Source organism: Rhodohalobacter barkolensis (assembly GCF_002834295.1).
GTDB classification, from domain to species: Bacteria; Bacteroidota; Rhodothermia; order Balneolales; family Balneolaceae; genus Rhodohalobacter; species Rhodohalobacter barkolensis.
The window spans coordinates 1253778-1274797 of the sequence record NZ_PISP01000001.1 but is presented as its reverse complement, the minus strand read 5'-3'; the positions used below and the strand labels follow the sequence as shown (position 1 = coordinate 1274797).

General features: G+C 41.5%; 15 protein-coding genes. 8 read left to right on the top strand and 7 right to left on the bottom strand.

Annotation, left to right across the window (positions count from 1 at the left end; genetic code table 11):
- Positions 1 to 18 precede the first annotated feature (18 nt).
- Positions 19 to 1029: a Fe(3+) ABC transporter substrate-binding protein gene (locus CWD77_RS05280; protein ID WP_101072162.1), complete on the top strand. Its 1011-nt coding sequence runs from the start codon at positions 19 to 21 to the stop codon at positions 1027 to 1029.
- Between the two features lie 97 nt (positions 1030 to 1126).
- Here CWD77_RS05280 and add read toward each other — a convergent pair whose 3' ends face one another.
- A complete protein-coding gene (add, locus tag CWD77_RS05275) occupies positions 1127 to 2116 on the bottom strand; it encodes an adenosine deaminase (protein ID WP_101072161.1) in 990 nt (329 codons plus the stop codon).
- A gap of 173 nt (positions 2117 to 2289) precedes the next feature.
- Between add and corA the strand changes: the two genes are divergently transcribed.
- The 6 genes from corA to CWD77_RS05245 all read left to right on the top strand — a co-directional run bounded on the left by corA (position 2290) and on the right by CWD77_RS05245 (position 8754).
- The gene (corA, locus tag CWD77_RS05270; protein ID WP_101072160.1) at positions 2290 to 3432 is read left to right on the top strand and encodes a magnesium/cobalt transporter CorA; all 1143 of its coding nucleotides are present in this window, start codon (positions 2290 to 2292) and stop codon (positions 3430 to 3432) included.
- A gap of 64 nt (positions 3433 to 3496) precedes the next feature.
- Positions 3497 to 4234, top strand: a complete 738-nt coding sequence (locus CWD77_RS05265) for an SDR family NAD(P)-dependent oxidoreductase (RefSeq protein WP_101072159.1) — start codon at positions 3497 to 3499, stop codon at positions 4232 to 4234.
- Between the two features lie 133 nt (positions 4235 to 4367).
- Positions 4368 to 5399, top strand: coding sequence for a type 2 isopentenyl-diphosphate Delta-isomerase (gene fni, locus CWD77_RS05260; protein ID WP_101072158.1), 1032 nt, complete (start codon positions 4368 to 4370; stop codon positions 5397 to 5399).
- 177 nt (positions 5400 to 5576) lie between these two features.
- Positions 5577 to 6266 (top strand): O-methyltransferase, encoded by a 690-nt coding sequence (locus CWD77_RS05255; protein ID WP_101072157.1) that lies wholly within the window; start codon positions 5577 to 5579, stop codon positions 6264 to 6266.
- A gap of 198 nt (positions 6267 to 6464) precedes the next feature.
- On the top strand, positions 6465 to 8132 hold the full coding sequence (locus CWD77_RS05250) for an InlB B-repeat-containing protein (protein WP_101072156.1): 1668 nt from the start codon (positions 6465 to 6467) through the stop codon (positions 8130 to 8132).
- A gap of 133 nt (positions 8133 to 8265) precedes the next feature.
- Positions 8266 to 8754 carry a GNAT family N-acetyltransferase gene (locus CWD77_RS05245; RefSeq protein WP_101072155.1) on the top strand — a complete coding sequence of 163 codons (489 nt, stop codon included), beginning with the start codon at positions 8266 to 8268 and terminating at the stop codon, positions 8752 to 8754.
- A gap of 54 nt (positions 8755 to 8808) precedes the next feature.
- Here the strand turns inward: CWD77_RS05245 and CWD77_RS05240 are convergent, their stop codons facing one another.
- The 6 genes from CWD77_RS05240 to CWD77_RS05215 all read right to left on the bottom strand — a co-directional run bounded on the left by CWD77_RS05240 (position 8809) and on the right by CWD77_RS05215 (position 18127).
- Positions 8809 to 9666, bottom strand: coding sequence for a glycoside hydrolase family 16 protein (locus CWD77_RS05240; protein WP_101072154.1), 858 nt, complete (start codon positions 9664 to 9666; stop codon positions 8809 to 8811).
- An 81-nt stretch (positions 9667 to 9747) separates the two neighbouring features.
- Positions 9748 to 11214 carry a PKD domain-containing protein gene (locus tag CWD77_RS05235; RefSeq protein WP_101072153.1) on the bottom strand — a complete coding sequence of 489 codons (1467 nt, stop codon included), beginning with the start codon at positions 11212 to 11214 and terminating at the stop codon, positions 9748 to 9750.
- A gap of 48 nt (positions 11215 to 11262) precedes the next feature.
- Positions 11263 to 12834 (bottom strand): RagB/SusD family nutrient uptake outer membrane protein, encoded by a 1572-nt coding sequence (locus CWD77_RS05230; RefSeq protein WP_101072152.1) that lies wholly within the window; start codon positions 12832 to 12834, stop codon positions 11263 to 11265.
- Positions 12835 to 12865: 31 nt separating this feature from the next.
- Positions 12866 to 16246: a SusC/RagA family TonB-linked outer membrane protein gene (locus CWD77_RS05225; protein ID WP_101072151.1), complete on the bottom strand. Its 3381-nt coding sequence runs from the start codon at positions 16244 to 16246 to the stop codon at positions 12866 to 12868.
- A gap of 28 nt (positions 16247 to 16274) precedes the next feature.
- Complete coding sequence (locus CWD77_RS05220) at positions 16275 to 17348, bottom strand: FecR family protein (protein WP_101072150.1); 1074 nt, start codon at positions 17346 to 17348, stop codon at positions 16275 to 16277.
- Between the two features lie 164 nt (positions 17349 to 17512).
- Positions 17513 to 18127: an RNA polymerase sigma factor gene (locus CWD77_RS05215; protein ID WP_165779080.1), complete on the bottom strand. Its 615-nt coding sequence runs from the start codon at positions 18125 to 18127 to the stop codon at positions 17513 to 17515.
- Between the two features lie 454 nt (positions 18128 to 18581).
- Here CWD77_RS05215 and CWD77_RS05205 point away from each other — a divergent pair, with 454 nt between their 5' ends.
- Entirely contained in the window at positions 18582 to 20912 is a 2331-nt protein-coding gene (locus CWD77_RS05205; RefSeq protein WP_165779079.1) for a glycoside hydrolase family 3 N-terminal domain-containing protein, read from the top strand.
- Positions 20913 to 21020: the final 108 nt, after the last annotated feature.

Genomic DNA, 21020 nt, shown 5'->3' with positions numbered 1-21020 from the left:
AAAATAGCTCCCTGATCAATGAAACGAATACTTTTACTTATTGCTTCCCTGGCTTTTCTTTTTTCATGCTCAGATACGAACGAATTAAATATTTACTCCTCGCGTCACTACGACACTGATCTTGAACTTTATGATCAATTTACCGAAGAAACCGGTATTGAGATCAACTTGATTGAGGGTTCAAGTGATGAATTAATTGAAAGAATGAGAAACGAGGGGATCAATAGTCCGGCGGATGTAGTCATTACAGTTGATGCCGGCCGTCTATGGAGAGCGAAAGAAGCAGGTGTGCTGCAACCGATTGAATCCGACTACCTGGAACGTGTTATCCCTGACCAGCTTCGTGATGTGGATGATATGTGGGTTGGACTTTCCGAACGAGTTCGTGGCATCATCTACAATAAAGAAAATGTAGATCCGGAAGATTTAAAAGGGTACCTGGAACTTGCTGACGAAGAGTGGAGCGGAAGGCTGTGTGTTCGTTCCTCCAATAATATTTATAATCAGTCGCTGGTTGCTTCAATGATTGAAAGTCACGGTGAGGAACGAGTAGAAGAGTGGGCAGAGGGACTTGTCAACAATTTCGCAAGAGATCCTCAGGGTGGAGATACAGATCAAATTAAAGCCGTTGCGGCCGGTATCTGTGATGTAGCTATCGCTAACCACTACTACCTGGCTCGATTAATGCAGTCTGAACAAGAGCAAGACCAGGAAGTGGCCGAGAATGTGGCTATCTACTTCCCAACATCTGAATTTGGCGGAGCCCATGTGAATATCAGCGGTGCCGGAATTGCATCAAACTCACCCAACAAAGAGAATGCCGTTCGGTTTATCGAATATCTCGCAACAGAAGAAGCACAGCAGCTTTACTCGATTGGAAATAATGAATTCCCAATTTTGCAGGACATGGAAGTTCCGGGTGTTTTGGGAGAGTTTGGATCATTTGACAGTGATGCTGTAAATGTAACGTCTTACGGAGAAAACAATCCGCTGGCTATTCGATTGATGGATCGTGTAGGCTGGAGATAGAAGTGTCAGTCACACGACTGCTCGTTTTGAGCGGTTTGGCATTTAAAATAAAATCATCTTTCTAAACCTTGGAGGTTTCTAAAACCTCCAAGGTTTTTCATTTCCAACCATCTAATAGCTTAAAGCGTAGCTTTTCCTTCATCTTTTCATCAATAAAAGCGTGCTCAATTGCTTCCAGATTGCACGTAAGCAGATGCTCTTTTGTCCAATCAAAAATTTCATGAAGCGATTCATACTCATCCCGAAGTGAAACATTCGAAATGGTTCGTCCATCCGTGTTAATACTCATGGATACACCGGAATTATAGATTCTATCTACCGGATGATCTTCAAGTCTGGATACTACTTTTGTATATGTATTGCTCGTGGGACAAACTTCAAGGTGAATTTGTTTTTTTTTCAAATGCTCCATCAATTTCGGATCCTCAACACTTCGCACTCCATGGCCAATTCGGGAAGGTTTAAACTCTTGCAGGGTTTCCCAAACACTTTCAGCCCCGCACGCTTCACCCGCGTGAGCCGTACAGGGAATGCTGTATCGACGGGCATACTCAAAAGCTTTTACATGATTATCCACCGGATAACCGGCTTCATCGGCTGCAATGTCAAATCCCACAATTCTTGTGTTATTAAAATCAGAGCAAAGGTTTACAGTCTCAAGGCTCTCCTCTTCAGAGTAGTGCCGCAGCGTACACAATATGACTCCGGCTTCAATTCCCGTTCGCTGAATACCTTCTTGTGTAGCTTTTTCAACGGCTTCAACAACCTGTTGGGGAGTTAATCCTTTTTTTGTGTGTTCAAGAGGTGCAAATCGTAACTCTGCATAAATTACATTATCATTTTTGAGCTGATCAAAAAGATCGAGAGTAACTAAACGTAAAGCTTCTCTGCTTTGCATCAAATCTATTGCACGTCCGGCCTTTGCAATGTAATCATTTAAGTCTCTGCAGTTTACAGACGCTACAAATTCATTCTTATATTGAGTTTCCGTGATCGAGGGATCGAGCGTTTGAACTACACTATAGCTGAGTGAGCAGTCGAGATGGAGATGGAGTTCGATTTTAGGCTGAGCTGTAAAATTGATCATAATTGTACTAAAAATTCCTACTGATGGGCATGGGAAGTTATCGAATTGTACGGTTTAATCAGAATTGATTTGCCGGATTACTGATGATATGATTTCGAGAAAGGATCGATATTCTCAAAAAAAAAGAGTACTGTTATTACTCAGGTCAATTGATAAGTTAATTTAGTTAACTAATGAATAAAGCATCCAAAAAAGCGGCGCATAAATTTCAATCTATTTTTAGTTCAGGGCATCTGAGGAGACATCACCGAAAACCTCCCGGACAGGTGCCCGGAACGGCAATTCATACCGGGGTACAGCGCCTGGATGAAGTATTGATGACGGTGCACGACTTTGATGAAAGCCACTACGACATCATTCCCATTCAAAAAATTGAAAAGTCGGAACCCTTTTTGCAGAATAAGTCAAAAACCTGGATTCAGATACGCGGACTTCACGACATCGAAAAACTGAAAACGGTCTGGAACTACTTTGAGTTGCACCCTCTGGTTCAGGAAGATATTGTAAGCACCTCACAGCGTCCGAAAGTAGAACACTATCCAAATGCTGTTTACATCGTATTAAGAATGATTAAACAGCATGAGGGAGATAATGGAAACTACAATGTGCAAACTGAACAGATCAGTATAGTTTTAGGTGATAATTATGTACTCTCATTCCAGGAAAGCGATGAGCCCATTTTTGATCCGATTTTGAAGCGCCTGGAACTCACCACAACAAGGCTTCGGAAATTCGGGCCGGACTACCTGGCCTATGCACTGGCTGATAATATTGTGGATCACTATTTCTATGCGCTGGATGTGATCAATGAAAATATTGAGAAGATAGAGGAGGAAATTCTGGATGACCCCAGGGAAGAGCAGCTCCAGAAAATTCACGCACTTCGAAGAGATTTAATCTTCTTTAGAAAATCGGTTTGGTCGCTGCGCGATGGAATCAATTCGCTCATACGTGATGATCTGCCTCTCATCTCTACAGAAGTAAAAGTTTTTCTGAGGGATTTGTACGATCATATAGTTCAGGTTGTGGACAGTATGGAGACAAATCGCGAGATGGTATTCGGACTCTATGATATGTACATGTCCGGGCTGAGTAACCGGATGAATGAGGTGATGAAAGTACTTACTATTATTGCAACAATTTTCATTCCGCTCACCTTTATTGCAGGAATTTATGGGATGAACTTTAATTCGGAGGTGAGCCCATATAACTTGCCTGAACTGAACTGGTATTTTGGATATCCATTTTCTCTTGGATTGATGGTTTTGTTGACCGGCGGAATGATTTACTATTTTAAGCGGAAAAGTTGGTTTTGAACTGACTCAATGCTTAACAATCTGAACAGAAATTAGGAAAATGAGTTATAAGGAGTAAAATTTTATGAAACACGCAGTTGTTACCGGGGCATCGAGAGGTATTGGAAAAGCAATTACAGATAAGTTACTGAAAGAAAATATTCGGGTAACCGGCACGCGACGCAGTTCAGAGTTTCCTCCGGAATTTCAAATGTCTGAACTGTTCACGGAAATTCAGGTTGATTTGAATGATTTTGATGCGATTTATGAAAAGCTAAATCCGGTATTTCAATCAAATAGCGAGTTACCTGATGTATTGATAAATAACGCAGGGATATTCATTGACGCAGATTTTGAAGTCTCTGACGAGGATTGGCTTGAGGTATGGGATCAAACCATGAACGTAAATCTGAGATCTGCTGCGCTGCTATCCAAATGGTTTATCAACGCTCATCAAAAAAGTGGCAGTGAGGGGATTATTATCAATATCGCATCGAGAGCAGCATATCGCGGAGATACACAGGAATATGCTGCTTATGCGGCATCAAAAGGAGGTATGGCGGCGTTTACAAAAAGTATAGCCAGAGATTTCAGTAAAAAAGGAATTGTAGCTTATACGGTAGCACCCGGATTTATTGAGACAGATATGGCGAAAGAGTCTGTAGACATTTTGGGAGTAGAGGCGTTAACAGCTGGATCTGCATTTGATGAGATTACACAACCCGAAGAAGTGGCTAACCTGGTATCTTTTTTGGCAAGCGGAGAAGTTAAACATATGACAGGCTCAACTTTTCATATCAATGGCGGATCGTATATGGTTTGAAAATTGTATTATGCTCGTAATTCAGGCTATATTTTGCATGAAGTAAATTTTTGTGATTCGGGCATACAATTGTTCACATCCACAAAGTGCTATCCCGCATCACGTCAAACAGATAATTAATTAATCAGGATCGATGTCCATACAGGAGCGAAAAAAAGATCACGTTGAACTCACGGCATACAGTGATGTTTTTTACCAAAAATCGACGGGATTTGAGAGATACGATTTTGTACACAACGCACTTCCAGAAGTAAACCCGACTGAAGTGGATCTGGGTGCAACACTTTTGGGAAAACGATTTTCATTTCCACTATTTATCTCATCTATGACAGGTGGTTACACGGAAGCCGGCTCTGTGAACTCTATTATTGCAAAGTGCTGTGAAAAGCATGATTTACCTTTTGGCGTGGGAAGTCAGCGTGCGATGCTTGAGGACGATTCTCAGATTGAATCATTTTCGGTAGTCAGGAAATATGCACCAAACGCATTTATTGCAGCCAATATTGGTGGTGCTCAGCTTATTGGAAGTTTGCAGAAAGAGAAGATAGATCTGTTGGTGAGCAGTATCAAAGCGAACGCAATTATCATTCATCTAAATCCGCTGCAGGAGTTGATGCAACCTGAGGGGGATCACGATTTTGTCGGTATTGAAAAGGGAATTGAGCATCTGATCGCCAATTCAGATCTGCCGGTAATTGTCAAAGAGACCGGCGCAGGAATCTCAGGCTCGGTTGCACGACGATTACTTACCATGGGTGTAGACTGTATCGACACTGCCGGAGCAGGTGGAACCAGCTGGGCGAAGGTGGAAAATCTGAGAGAGCGACAGAAGAATCCTATGCATCAGTTTAATGACTGGGGAATTCCGACCGTGGAGTGTATCAATCAAATTGTACCGCTCCGGGAAACCTATCGATTCGATTTAATTGCTTCCGGGGGTATCCGGTCTCCATTTGATCTGGTAAAAGCTTTGGCGCTGGGTGCTGATTTCGCAGCTACGGCTCAACCAATAATCCGGGCAATTAAGGATGATGGGGAGAAAGGCCTGGATCAATTAATTGATGACTGGAAGCGCCAAACACGATTAATACTGGTACTTTTGGGATGTTCATCGTTTGATTTTGTCAACGCAGGATTGATTCGGAAAGTAAAACGGAGTGAATAAAAAATGCCCCGAATAGTTTAACTGAAAAATTCATCTGACGATTAGATTTATGAACTTTTGCTTTTAAACTACAATCTTCCGAATCCATTGGCTACTTTTTAGTCGGAAAAAACCGGCATAAAAGTTATAAACACGCCTGCTTCTTTTTTTATATCAATCTGCTATAAATAACCTGACATGGTCAATCTTTTTAAAAAATTTGTGCTTCGTGATCTGGTTCTTGAGGTTAAAGATATTCGCAGCCTTGAACTGCTTAAAAATGTGCATTCTGAGTATTTACCCTGGACGGGGGCATCCATTCACCCAACGGCACTTCTTTACGTTCTGAATGATATTTCCATCCACAGGAGAAAGCATATAGTGGAGTGTGGCAGCGGCATCTCAACGATTTACGTCGCCGGTTTGATAAAAGGATTAAATGCGGATATAAAATTTCAATCCATTGATCATGATGAAAATTGGCTGTCTATCCTAAGTGAGCATCTGCAGAAGAATGATCTGCAAGATCAGGTTGAGTTGATTCATGCCCCTTTAACTCACTCTGAGTATTGTCTGGACCAATCATATGAATGGTATGATACAGCAGTATTGGATCGTGAAATATCTAAAGAACCGATAGATCTTCTTTTTGTTGATGGGCCGCCGGCAAAGAAGAGAGAGTGTGACTATTCACGATATCCCGCTTTGGCCTATTTCAGATCAAGTCTGGCTGAGAATCATGTTGTTATTCTGGATGATGCCTGCCGAAAAGGCGAAATGGAGACGGCTTCAAAATGGGAGAAAGAGTTTGGGCTGAAGTTTAAGCAGGAAATTCTGAAAGGAGATATCCTGATTTCTGAAACTGGGGGACAATACAACGTTCTATAAAAGGTTGACGCTAATTTTGAATTCAGTAGAAGGTAGTCGCATACATCATTTCAATTCACTTCTTTTAGTTAAGTCCATCAGGAAAAGGCACGGGTTTTAAATAAAATGACATAAAATTTATCCGGAATACGCTTTTGTATTTAAACAGTTTCGTCTGAGAGCGAAATATTTAGAAATAAACAATTTTTAAAACCGGATATGAAAAAGCTATTACCACTACTTACCGTACTTTTATTTTTAGGATGCAGTGCAACGACAGAAAATACAGAAATCTTCACGCTAAGTACCAATGTGAATCCGGAAGAAGCAGGTGCTGTTTCTCCGTCACAGGGAGAATTTGATGAGGGTGATGAAGTGACATTAACCGCGTCAGCTAATCAAGGATGGATCTTCTCCGGCTGGCAGGGAGATCATAATGGGGCATCAAACCCGGCTTCGATTGTAATGAACAGCGATAAAAGCATCACAGCACAGTTTGAAATGCTTGAATACGATCTCACCTTAGAAACTGAGGGCAGCGGGACCATTCAGGAACAAGTGGTTACTTCCAAAACGGAAAGTTATCAAGAGGGAACAGCGGTTCAGCTTACGGCAGAACCTGATGAGGGATGGGAATTTGTTGAGTGGACGGGAGATTTGTCCGGTTCAACAAATCCTGAAACCATTACTATTGACAGTGAAAAAAGTGTGACCGCTGTTTTTGAAGCGACTACCTATGAAATAACCACCGAGAAAGTTGGAGAGGGTGAAATTGTTGAGCAGATCATCTCATCGGAATCTGAAGAGGTTGAATATGGAACCGTGATTGAGTATACGGCAGTACCTGCAGAAGGGTGGATGTTTGTAGAGTGGTCCGGAGATATTTCGGGTGAAGAGAATCCAGTTCAGGTTACCGTTGAAGGGAATATGAACATCATTGCAAATTTTGAAGAAGAACCGGCACCGGCTAATGCCACAACATGGTTTGATACAGGCAGCGGTGCGAGGCTAAATACACTTGATTTCTTATCCGACGATCTTGGATGGGTTGGCGGTGAAGGCCTGATTGCGAAAACAACTGATGGTGGGGAAACCTGGACGTTTCAGATGGAAGATGATTTTGTTGTGACCGATCTTCAGATGATTAATGAAAACGTTGGATTCGTAACCGGTACAGTGTATGGTGAATTTACCGGTGATCAGGGGGTTTATAAAACGACTGATGGCGGCACTACCTGGACGTTGGTGTATGAGACGGATGATGAACCCCGAACCTTGTTTTTTAACGATGAAAATACCGGTTGGGTGGCAGGTGTCAATGATCTGATTGTAAAAACAACCGACGGTGGCGATACCTGGACGGTTCAGGATCAGTTTGTCGGGGCTTTTGGTGGAACAGAAACATTCTGGATCAATGATCTTTTCTTTTTGGATGAAAATATGGGATGGGCAGCCGGACACTATTCTCCCGCAGACAATCGACTGATTATTTATACTGAGGATGGTGGAGCTACCTGGGAAGTTGTGTATGACTATATGGGTGGACCGTTCAACTTCATTCACATGACAAACGAAGAGGAGGGAGTTACAGGTTCAGGTCGTTCAGTCTATAAATTGTTGAGCAAAGGTGAACAATCCAGCGAGCGATTGTCCCACACCGGTTTCTCTGCAGCACAGGATGTTGTATTTAGCACATTCAGACACGGCTATTTGATTGGGCAAAACTTTGAGAATACCTCAGAAAGCTTTTTCTATGAAACAACGGATGCCGGTGGTACCTGGACCCGAGTGGAAACGGAAGATCTTACGGGCGGTTCGTCCATTGATATTGGCACCGATTATGTTTGGATCACTACCGGGCCTTGGGTGGTAAAGGTTGAGATCTGACACAAGTAAAAATTGAGTATTTAAAAGTCGGGCCGATGATTCGGTTCGACTTTTTTTATCTATATCAATTATTATTCAAATTTTGATTATTAAATTCAGACGAACTTATAAACTTGATATTTCAAATATATAGATGAAAATCCGAACAGCCATTGCAGCTGATCTGCCGTCAATTGATGGAATTTATAACGAAGCCATTGAAGATGGGTTTAAAACAGCTCATATTGCACCAATGAGTGTAAAAGAGCGCAAGGATTGGTTTCGGAAGTTTAATGATCAATATCCGCTTTATGTTTATGAAGTAGATAATGAGGTGTTAGGTTGGTTGTCGGTATCTCCTTACCGGAAGGGACGTAAAGCACTTTTAGAAACGGCTGAGGTGAGTTTTTACGTGGCAAGAGAAGCGAGGGGACAGGGAGTAGGTTCGGCTTTGTTGAAACACGCTATAAATGAAGCAGGTCGTCTCAATTTTCATGTATACTTTGCCATTTTAATTGAAACAAATAAAGCCAGTATTTCCCTTCTTAAAAAGCACGGATTTGACAAGTGGGGCTATCTTCCTGAAGTGATCAATATTGAAGGTGAGAGAAGAGGGCAGTTCTATTACGGAAAAGTCCTTTGATACGTTTAAATAGCAAAGGACTTTTGAACCCCGAAAAATATTTAAGTTAGATTGTCAGTTTTTATAAACTCTTATGTAGTCAACTTCCATACTGACCTGATTTAAATTGGGGTCGATGCCATTTTTCATTCCTCCGGTTTCGTATTGAGTATCACTGCCCCAGTTTCCTCCCATCGCAATGTTCATGATGATGAAAAAATTGTTGTTAAAAGGCCATGTCTCAAAATTTTTATCAGATGGGCTATAGTTGTAGAAGGTGTCGCCGTCGATTTTAAATGTGATACTATCAGGCGTCCATACTGCTTCGTAAACATGGAACTCCTCGTGAAAATCTGAGACTTCTTTTTGTCCTGAATTGTGGGTGTTGCCATAGCTTGAGGGAGTATGTAAAGAGCTGTGAACCATCCCCGGATTTTTACCTACATGTTCCATGATGTCTATCTCTCCGGAGGCGGGCCAACCGATATCTCTGATATTTGACCCCAGCATCCAGATTGCCGGCCATGTTCCCGATCCTTCCGGAAGCTTGGCACGTACTTGAACTGTTACATATCGGAAAGACTGAAGACCTTCAGTTTTAACTCGGGCTGATGTCCATTGCCCATCTTCTTTAACAGCATCGATGATTAGCAACCCATTCTCAACACGAACATTTTTTTGTTCATCGGTATAATACTGCACCTCATTATTTCCCCATCCGTTACTTCCGTGTCCGATATCATAGGTCCAGTTATTACTGTTTGGGGAACCTGTACCGGTAAACTCATCAGACCATATCAGGTCTCCTGCTTCAAGAGTATCTGTCGGGTCAGGTTCAATGTAACTAAAGCTGTCGGCCGGGCCGTCTGACGCACATGAGGTCAGGCTTAAGGCCATAAGCAGGCTCAGTATAATTGGGTGAAAATTAAACATAGGTTTGCATTTAAAGTGCTTAAAAAAATGGAGAGCAAAAAAAGGGGAGGAATCAATTCCTCCCCAATGGTTTTGAGTTTATTATTCTACCAGCTGGAAATCATCGATAAAGAAGATTCCTGGATTGCCGTGAGCTTCACTACCAATCTGAATAATAATGCGGTCAAAGTCTTCACGATCACTAAAGCCACTGAAGTCAAATTCCAGTTCTACCCAAGCGTCAGTTTCTACTGGTTGGATTATTTCTGCTTGTGTTTGCCAGGAATTACCACCCATTCCGGTTACGTCATGAAGTTTAACTGAAACCTGCTTTTTAAGAATGCCATCAGACCAGTCTTCTTTTTCACTGGCAACTGATTCGTAATCATTATAAGAAGGTAAGTACACTTTTAAGCGAATGGTGCTTCTTTGATTCAGATCAATTTCAAAACCGGGATCAATATAGAGGTTATCATAAAAATGAGCCCCGCCTGATCCTTTTTCATATTTAGCCACTTTTGCTGAAGTATTTATTTCTCTTGGCAGAGGATTGTCATAATTGGGATTGAAATCTGCAATTTGATCCGTCATCCAGGTTACATTTCCGTCCTCGTCAAAATTATCATACAACTCTTCTGATGTATAAGGTAATGGTTCCGGCTCATCCGGTTCTTCTTCTGGATGTTCGTAACCTTTGGGAATCAGTGTATGATACCAGGCCAGACCATTCGGATCCTCAAATCGGAGAGTTAAATGATTTTCAGATATTTCTTGAATTTCATATTCACGAGTTCCGGCATAGAATCCAATCCAACCCGGATCAGAAACGGTAATGAACATTCTTCCGTCATCCTCTTTTATGAAATTAAAAGTAAGGTTTTCGGGTGATGTCCATTGAGCCATATAATCATCTCCAGTAGCATCATTTTGATAAGCACCTTCAAAATCATCGCCGTATGCGCCGTTTATGAAAACGTAACCATTGGTTTCCATATCAAATTCAAGCCCCTCGAGCGTAAACGTGTACTCGTCTGTGTACAAACCTGTATCAGCTTTGTCGAGAGGTGGAGCAGACCACCATTCAGGCCAGTCACCTTCTGGAGGACCTACTCCCATGTGTGCAGCCTGTGTACTGTCGACCACCCAAGTTTTACCATCCAGATTATCAATACCGCCGGTCAATAAATTAAGATCGGGGTCATCAAGCATCCAAATTTTTGTCTCGTCGATAGTTACAATTTTCGAATTAATTGCTTGACCTGACTCTGTAAAGATTGTGAGCTGTACGGTATATTCACCCTCTAAAGGATATTGGGCCGTAACAACATCACCCTCAGCTTTCGAGCCATTTCCAAAATCCCAGAGAGCCTTGAAACCTCCGGAAGTATTGACAAACTCAATTATGTTTGGATTTTCGGCATCGGGCGTCATTTCAAACGTTACGTTTTCTGACTGTGGAGGTTCGTCCAAATTCGGATCTGAAGAAACCTGAGGTTCGCAAGCTCCCAGTCCAAGTCCTATAATCAACAGAACCGGAAGCAACCATTGAATTTTATTTAAAGTTCTCATATTCGTGATCTTTCAATTAAGATTTTTGTGTTTTTAATGGCAGACATATTAATATCCCTCGTTCTGCTGAAGTTGACCGTTTGAAATATCAATTTCACTTTGTGGGATAGGGAACAGGCCCATTTTTGCAGTATTGTAGGATATCGCAAAATCGGGAGCATCACCTTGATACCCTTGTCTTACGTCACCCTGAATTGAAATATGTGCATCAGCTTCGTCCTGGCCATATCTCTGCAAATCCCAATATCTATGGCCTTCCATGGCCAATTCAACTCTGCGTTCGTTTCGAATGTTCTCCAGAGTAGCTGCTACTTCCGGCATTCCAACTCTCTCACGTACAAGGTCTAAATATGCTTTTGCCTGATTAGGATCACCGTCTAAATGTAGTTCAGCACCCATCAAAAGCACATCAGAGAATCGAATGACACGATAGTTATTACCCCAGTTCAGTTCGAGTTGTCCATCATCCGGAGCGTAAGATTTATGAGTTGTGTATTTTTTCGTGAATTTTCCGGTGTGCTGGTAACCGATTGATATACCTTCATTGAATTCACTTTCAAACAGTACGGTTGCCTCAAGCCGGGGGTCTGCAGAATCAAATGCATCTACAAGTTCCTGTGTAACAGGTGAGAAGCTCCAGCCACGCATATAATCTTCGTCGCCGGGTTGATCAACTCTTGGTCCCTGCATTTGAGGAGCCATATTTCCTTCTCCACCTTGAATGAAACCCCAATCATACCAAGGTCTTGAATCTGAGTAAGAGATCTCAAAAACAGACTCTTCACTGAATTCAAATTCCGGCTTGAAGTTATCTTCATAGTTTTCAAGCAAGTCATGACCACTCAGTGCAATAACATCATCGATCATTTGAGTTGCCATGGCCTGATCTACGGTCTGTCCGCCAGCGGGAAGATCTTCACCAAAAACTCCGGAGTAGTAGAGATACACTTTTCCTAACAGAGACTGTGCAGCCCATGTGGAAACGCGGCCGGACTCATCAGATGAGATACTTTCCGGGAGGTCCGGAATAGCGGCAAGTAGATCCTGAGCAATCTGTGCATAGACTTCTGAAGGATCAGCCTGAGGCTGGTTGTATTCATCAGGATTGTCGAGAGGAACTGTGATGAGAGGTACATTTCTAAAGAAACGAACCAGATCAAAATAGTAGTAAGCTCTCAAAAACCTGGCTTCGGCCATTGTACGGCTTTTGAACTCTTCTTCTGCCTCAAGTTCTTCTACTTCGGTCAGGAACTTGTTGGCTCTGTATATACCTGTATAGTATTTTTGCCATAGCCCGTGAACTTCTCCGTTTGTTGTGCGGATGTCGTGCTTATCCACTTCAATAATATTTGGAGCATCGTTTCGGCTGGCACCGCCGGCGTAAGCATCATCAGAAGCGATGTCGCTCAACATTTCCGGAACGTGGAATCCAACAACCGTATTCCACTGTAGTACGTCATAAATTGCAACCAATGCTTCTTGTGCATCTTCCTTCGTTTGATAGAAATTAGACTCTACCCGCTGGTCTAAAGGTTCTACACTTAGAAAGCTGTCACAACTACTTGCAAAGCCTGCAATAGTGACTATCAAAAAAGCTAATGTTATTCTTAAGGTTTTCATGATCAGAAGTTTTTAAGTGTGGATAATACGATTAAAATGTAATGTTGACACCGATTCTGTAACTACGGGCCTGCGGATATACACCGCGGTCTACACCTACACTGAGGGCTGATGCTGATCCAATTTCCGGATCAAATCCGCTGTATCCTGTAACCGTAAACAAGTTCTCTGCAGATACATAAATTTTCGCCTGTTGCAAGTTTATCCCCTGCAAAATGTTGTTCGGGATGAAGTACCCTAACTGTACATTCTTAACTCTCAGGTAGGACCCATCTTCCACGTACAGATCTGATATTTTCGACCAGTTTCCATTACTGTCATTCCAGGTAAATCGTGGCAGATCGTTGGAAGTACCGGGACCTGTCCAGCGTTCCAGATAGGAGGCAGGCATATTCGTAGTGGTCAGATCATGACGCCTTGTGGCATTGAAAATTTCGTTACCCAGCGTTCCCTGCATAAAGACTGACATTTCGAACTGCTTGTAGTTGGCTCCAAAATTCATCCCGAATGTTAAGTCGGGAGTTGGATTACCAATCATGGTTCGGTCAGCATCATCGATTCGCCCGTCGCCATTAAGATCAGCAAAGCGTACATCACCCGGTCGGGCTTGTGGCTGAATCAGATCTCCTTCACCATTTGTATAGGAATTTACTTCATCCTGGGTTTGGAAGATTCCATCGGTTTCGTAGCCCCAGAAATATCCAATTGGGAACCCTTCTTCCGCACGAGTAACAATACCATATGTGGCAAAACCGGTACCTACAATTACTCCTTCGGCATTTCCAATATGGGTTACTTCATTTTTATTCAGTGCAAAGTTGAGCCCAACATTGTAGTTGAATTCATTTCTGTAGTTTCGATAATCGACGCTAAACTCAAAACCTTCGTTTGTAACACTACCACCGTTAATAATCGGAGCGTTATTACCAACATGGCCGGGGATAGGAGCTCTCACAAGCAATCCCTTGGTATCTTTTTGATAGTAATCTGCTTTTACGATCAGGCGATCCTGCCATAATCCTAAGTCAACACCAAAGTTCAGCTGCTCGGAGGTTTCCCATTTAAGATTTGGGTTCGGTACGCTGGATGGAACCGCTCCTGTGGTAAAGGACTCTTCATCTCCAAAAGTATAGCCAAAACCGGTAGCTATTGTAGATGTATAGGCAAAGTTACCGATGTTTTGATTACCATTTTGACCCCATGAAGCGCGAAGCTTTAAGAGGTTGATACTGTCATAATCATCCATGAACGATTCATTGCTCATAATCCATCCTAAGGAAATAGATGGGAATACTGCATATCTGTTGTTTGATCCAAATTTAGACGAACCGTCAACTCGAAGAACCGTCGTTAGAAGGTATCTGTCCGAGAAATTGTAGTCTACACGGCCAAAGTAAGAAAGCAACCTTTCACTGTATGCACCACCTGATGCCCTCATGGACTCTTCATCAGAAGCCACGTTGAGCCAGGCATTGGAAGGACTTTGCATCAACAGATTGGATTTTGCACCAAAGAGATCTTCGAACTGAACTTTTTGAGCCGAAATACCACCTAACAGTTCAATGTTGTGATTTCTGAAATCCTGTTGATACGTGATTGTGTTTTCCAGATTCCAGGTGTACCATCGATTCTCTGCCTTACTCACTAAAGACTCACTGTTACTCTGTGAGGAATTTAAGTAGTAGGTCGGTACGTAGTTGTCATCCTTTACAAATGCTGCATCGATACCAAAACTACTTTTTACAACTAAATTTGGAAGCAAGTCGTACTCTGCAAAGAAGTTATTAACCAGCTTGTCGACCTGAGTTTCTCCATGTGTAACCTCTAAGCGTGCCAGTGGATTTACAATCTCTTGAGTTACATATCTTGAGATTCCAAAAACCCTTCCGTCGTTTTGAACAGCATGGCTTGGAAAAGTGCTTAGCCTGTCTGGGTCGGATTCATAGATAGGAGTGAGGGGATCCATGTTCAATGAATTACTTAACGGTGAACCCCATTCGCTATTACTCAAAACTGCATTTCTGTTGATGCGTGTAAAGTTGAGGCTGTTTCCAACACGGAACACATCACTTACTCTGTTATTCAGTTTTAAACTGAATGTATTTCGTCCAAATTGTGATTTATCTCCACCGATGATTCCTTCTTGAGAGAAAATCGTAAATCCTGTTAAATATTGAGTTCTTTCATTCCCACCGGAAATGGTAATCTGATGATTCGTCATTGGTGCATTGTCATTAAATACGGCTTCCTGCCAATCGGTTCCGCCCGATACTTCAGGATTGGTAGGGAATGGCATGGTTATGCCGGCAGCGGCAGCACCTTCATTCATCATCATCATATACTGACGAGCATCCAGCACATTAATTTTTTTCCATGGATTCTGAACACCGGCATAACCTTCGTAAGTAACATTTGTTTCATCCGGTCGACCTGATTTTGTAGAGATTAAAACTACGCCGTTAGCTGCACGAGCACCGTAAATGGCGGCAGATGAGGCATCTTTCAGAACTTCAATGGACTGAATAGAACCGGGATTCAAGTAGTCAATTCCACTCACCGGCATTCCATCTACTACGTAAAGCGGATCTGCACTACCCGTTGTACCGGCACCACGAATTCGAATAGTGGGTGCTTCTCCGGGCTGTCCGGATTGATTCGCAACAAAAACACCGGCTGTTCGACCCTGCAATGCCTGTTCAACCCGAAGAATAGGTGTTTGAGCAATGGTTTCTGAACTGACTGAGGAAACGGAACCTGTAATTTCGCTTCTTTTCTTTGAACCGTATCCAACTACTACAATTTCTTCTCCTGATTCTAAAACACTTGGTTCAAGAGAAACATTGATTTCACTTCGTCCATCAACGGGAACTTCCAATGTTTGATATCCGATATATGAAAAACGTAAGGTGTCTTCCGGTTCTACTGATCGTAATACATAGCGTCCGTCAAAATCGGTAGTTGTTCCTCGGTCAACCGTTCCCTTTACAAGAATGTTAACACCCGGTAGGGTCTGGTTTGTAGAGGCATCCGTAACGACTCCCAATACAGAATCGGCCGGTATTTCCATGTCAGGTTTTTCAAGACCGGAAATAACAAACGTACGATTATCCAAATAGGTAGATACTAAATCGTGCGGTTTCAAAACTCTTTCGATGACTTCAAACACGGAGCCGTCCAAGGTTTCTTCAAACCCAAATTTTCCATTGACCAAATTGGATTGGTATAGAAAAATTACATCGAAATTATTTTCAATTTTCTCTAAGGTTTCTTCTAAACTTACCTTAATATCTGGTTTCTGAAGTGACGTAATGTCGGCACTTGAAACATATTGTTCTGTTTGCTTTGCCCCTATTGAGCTTACGCCAAATAGGAAAATGAGCAAAACTAACAAGGAGGATATTTTGATTTTCATATCACTTAAGTTTTTAGGTCATTATTAATTATTCAGTACTACCTGAATCTGTTTTTTCTTTGATATAAACCGTTTGTTCTTGCTGATCGATATCTGCTTCAAGCATTTTGGAAAGGCCTGAAAGCAAAAAGTTTAGGTCAGAGTTGTTAAACCTGCCTGTAAGCTTTTTATCTAGTAGTGTTTGATCTTCAACATCCACTTCAACATCGTAGGTGAATTCGATTCTTGAAATTAAATCTGACAGAGGAGTATTATCCAAAACCAGATTACTGCCTGCCCAAGACGTATACACCTCCGTATTTACCTGTTCAACCTGAATGTTTTCAGAACGTTGAGAGAAAAGCGCTTTTTCTCCCGGAGTCATTATATATTCCAGCCCTGGTTTTATAGCTTCGCCCTGAACACTGATTTTTACACTCCCTTCAGTCAAAACAACCTGACTTTGATCTCTTGTGGTATAAACAGAGAATCGTGTACCCAATACGGAAATACTTCCATCTGGTGTGTGTACTATAAATGTTCGGGATTTCGGTGCTTCTTTCCGGGTAATGTTGAATAGTGCTTCACCTTCAAGCCACACCTGCATGGTGTCGGTCTCAACCATTCTTTGAGGGAGACGCATTTTTGAATTTGCGTTGAGGGTGATACTTGAACCATCTGAATACTGAACGGTAGTCTTTTGACCTGTTTCCGTTTCAAATTCTTTGTATTCAATAGAAACTGCTTGTACCGGTTCTGTAGCACTATTCTGTAAAAAAGAATTACGTGCCAGGTAACCGGTAAGAAGCAGTAAGCTAATAGCTGCAGCCATTGTAACCCAGACCAAGTTTCTGGATCTATTACGCGATTTCTTTATGGATTTGATTTCATCCTGAGATTCAATTCGTTTTAGTAAACGATTGAATTCGTCATTGGAATTGGGTTTAGGTACGTTAAGAGTTCCTTTATTTAATAGCTTTTTGCCTTTTTCAATAGATTGGGCATTATGGCTATTTGCCTGCATCCAATCCGTCCAATAGGCAACTTCTTCCTTTGAGGCTTTTCCTTTCAGAAATCGGACGAAGGAGTCATCCATTAAAAGTTTAGAGAACTGATTTGGCATCTGTTAGTTGTTGGTTATTTGATTACTGCTCTTACTTAAGAAGAGAGAATGCAAAACCGGATCTACTCAATATTTTTTAAACTTTTTTTAAAAAAAGAAAAGGCGAAGTGTCTAAAGAATTAAATATATTGTACTTATATATTTAAAAAAGAAGGAGGGCGATGTTAATTATCGAGGAAAAATCGCAACTGATTGATAGCAGAAAACACCAAATTGTAGATGCTCTGTGCGTGTAGATCTAAAATTTGAGAAAGTTCTTCAGTTGAAAACCCTTCATAAAATTTCAGATAGATAACTTCTCGCTGGCGCGGTGTTAAGTTCTCAATTGATCTCTTTAGTTTTTTACTATCCTCTTCTTCGAGGTTCAGGATCTCATTCCAGTTGTTGTAGCTGATCAGTGCATCAAACTCTTCGAGGTAGTATTTGTTATCTATGTCATCCCTTCGCTGAGAGGCTTTTTTTTTATTAAGTAATTCACGCCGCAAAGAGATAAAAAGGTAGGCTTCTACAGAGTCGGGCACGGAAAGGTTTTTACGATACTTCCAAACCTGGAAAAAGATTTCCTGAATGGCATCCCTAACATTTTCTGAATCAGGGGTAATTCGATATCCGTAACCATAGAGAGAGTCGAAACACTGATTGAAAAGTCTGCCCAGTGCATCTTTATCACCTGACAACACTTTTTCCCAAAGGTTTTTCAAATCAAATTTATGGTATGTTGATTTAGCAGGCTCCATTTTTTTAAAACCGGGCACAATATTTAATTTCGACTGCTGCATTAGCGCCATTAATTAAATTTAAAAAATTGGTTTAGAAGCAATAATCCAAAATAATAAAAAAACTTTTATTAAACTATTTTAGACCTTAATATCTTATATAGAGGGTAAATTTTAGTATTTGATTATTAGACGCTTCATCAAACAAAACAAAGAGTGGATTTTGTATTAACATAAGTTACTGATATGAAAACTCTTGTGTGCCTTTTTATTCAATACTATTGAAAACTTTTGAATTTGGGAAACAACATCCTGTAAATTTAAAGTCAGAAAAAATAGAAGTTTTTTTATCCGTAAATAAATGGTTTGATTTTCAGAATCTATCAACACTTATTTTTTGTAATGTACAATTGAACGATAAAAATTCATCAATTTCTGAAGTTGCTCAGCTCAAATCAGAAAATTTAAAATTGTTGGTATTACTTTCTAAATATCGATAAAAATTAACTACATGCATATGTATACTGCTATCCCGGTTTGTCATCATTTAAAGATTTATAAATTCCCGGCAATATTATTCTTCAGTCTGATTTTAATACTTAGTTTAAATTCAATGGTTCATGCTCAGCACTATTTAAATTCTACCCTTACAATTGACGAACGAGTTGACGATCTGCTCTCAAAAATGACGCTTGAAGAGAAAGTAGGTCAGATGACTCAGCTCAACATCACCATGATTAACAATGAAGGTGTGCAGCGAGATGTCAGCCTGGATTCTGAAAAAGCTCGAAATCTTCTGAAGAATCATCACATTGGTTCTTTTTTGAATGGTGAGGCTGTGCCACCGGAGCAGTGGTTGGATTATATCAACGAACTTCAAAGAATTGCAGTGGAAGAAACCCGGCTGGGAATCCCGATCATATATGGAATAGACCATATGCATGGAGCAAGTTATGTTGATGGCAGTACGATCTTTCCTCATAATATCAATATCGGGGCTACTTTTAATACAGAACATGCCGCTCAAAATGGACAAATCACGGCTAAAGAGTCGGGACCGTTAGGACATGTGTGGAATTTCGCACCTGTTTTAGATCTGGGACAAAATCCATATTGGCCACGATTTTACGAAACCTACGGAGAGGATCCGCATCTGCTATCCGAAATGGGCAGGTCTTATGTTGAGGGATTTCAAGCCGACCACGATTCTTTCCCGTATAAATTAGCTGCAACCGGTAAACATTTTCTGGGATACTCAGTGCCCAGGTCCGGCTGGGATCGAACGCCTGTTGACCTGTCGATGCAGACTATCCATGAGTTCCATCGGCCATCATTTCAAGCAGCTATAGATGCCGGTATGAAAACGATGATGTTGAACAGTGGGGAGGTGAACGGAATTCCGGTGCACGCTTCCAAAGAGTTGCTCACAGATCTGCTCAGAGATGAGATGGGATTCGAGGGTGTCATTGTTACGGATTGGGCTGATATTGGAAAGCTTTACAATTTTCACAAAACAGCCCGTGATTATGATGAGGCTACACTGCAGGCAATCGATGCCGGAATTGATATGAGCATGACGCCGAATTCGCTGAATTTCAACAAGAGCCTGTTAAAATTGGTCAATGATGGATTGGTAACAGAAGAACGACTGAACGAATCAGTCAGACGAATTTTGAAGTTAAAATTTGAACTGGGTCTGTTCGAGCATCCATATCCGTCGGGTGAATCACTGGATGAAATTGGCAGTGATTCTCACAGAGGTGAAGCACTGAAGGCGGCACAGGAATCGATGGTGCTATTAAGAAATGATGATAATGTTTTGCCACTTTCTAAAAGTGTAGAAAAGCTGCTGGTAGTTGGACCTACGGCTGAGAATAAAAGGAATCTTGCCGGTGGCTGGACGTTGGCCTGGCAGGGTGGATCGGAGGAGAGATACCCGGAATCCATGAAAACGATAGCAGATGCTCTGCGAGATGAGTTCCCGGATTCGGAGGTTATCAGCATGGAGACGATCGGAGAGGAAGGGTCCCAAACCCGAACAGAATTTAATGAAGCTGCAAATACTGCAGATGCAATCATAATAGCAGCAGGGGAGGAGCCCTACACTGAATTTGTCGGCAATATTACGGATTTAAATCTACCGGAAGATCAACTGGAGATGATCAAAGCTGTACATGCTACAAAAAAGCCTTCGGTTCTTGTTTTAGTTGCCGGACGCCCCAGGGTAATTAATGAAATTGTGCATGATACGAATTCAATCATTTGGGCCGGACTTCCCGGTTTTGAAGGTGCCCGTGCAATTGCACATGTTATTAGCGGTCAGGTAAATCCAAGCGGAAAATTGCCATTTTCATATCCACAATTTGCCGGACACTTTATTCCATACAATCATAAACCGAGTGCAGCTTACTATTTTGATGAAACCATCGCCAATGACATTGTAGTGGATAGTGAAGCCTCAACTTTTTGGGAGTTTGGTTTTGGATTAAGTTATACCAAATACGCCTACGACAATCTTGAACTGAGCGATTCTGAACTCAGTGAGAATGAACAATTAACGGCTAAAATTACTGTGACCAACGATGGAGATCGTGTAGGTACAGAAACGATCCTATGGTATTTGACGGACGAGGTTGGACGGATTTCAAGGCCGATTAAGGAGTTGATTCATTTTGAACGGGTTACACTTGAACCGGGTGAATCGAAAGAACTGACATTGACTATAGATCCGACAGAACATTTGAGTTACCCTGACTTTGATGGCAAACCGATTCTGGAAGAGGGATCTTTCACAATTCGCGTGGGATCAGAAAAAGCAGGTTTTCAACTTCAAAATCTACGTGATTAAGTTGATTTATAAATGTAACGAATCATAGATAGTTTAAAGGCGGATACACTATAGTTTCCGCCTTTTTTCTTAGTTATATTTGCCCCGTAATGGAACTAGTGACGGATG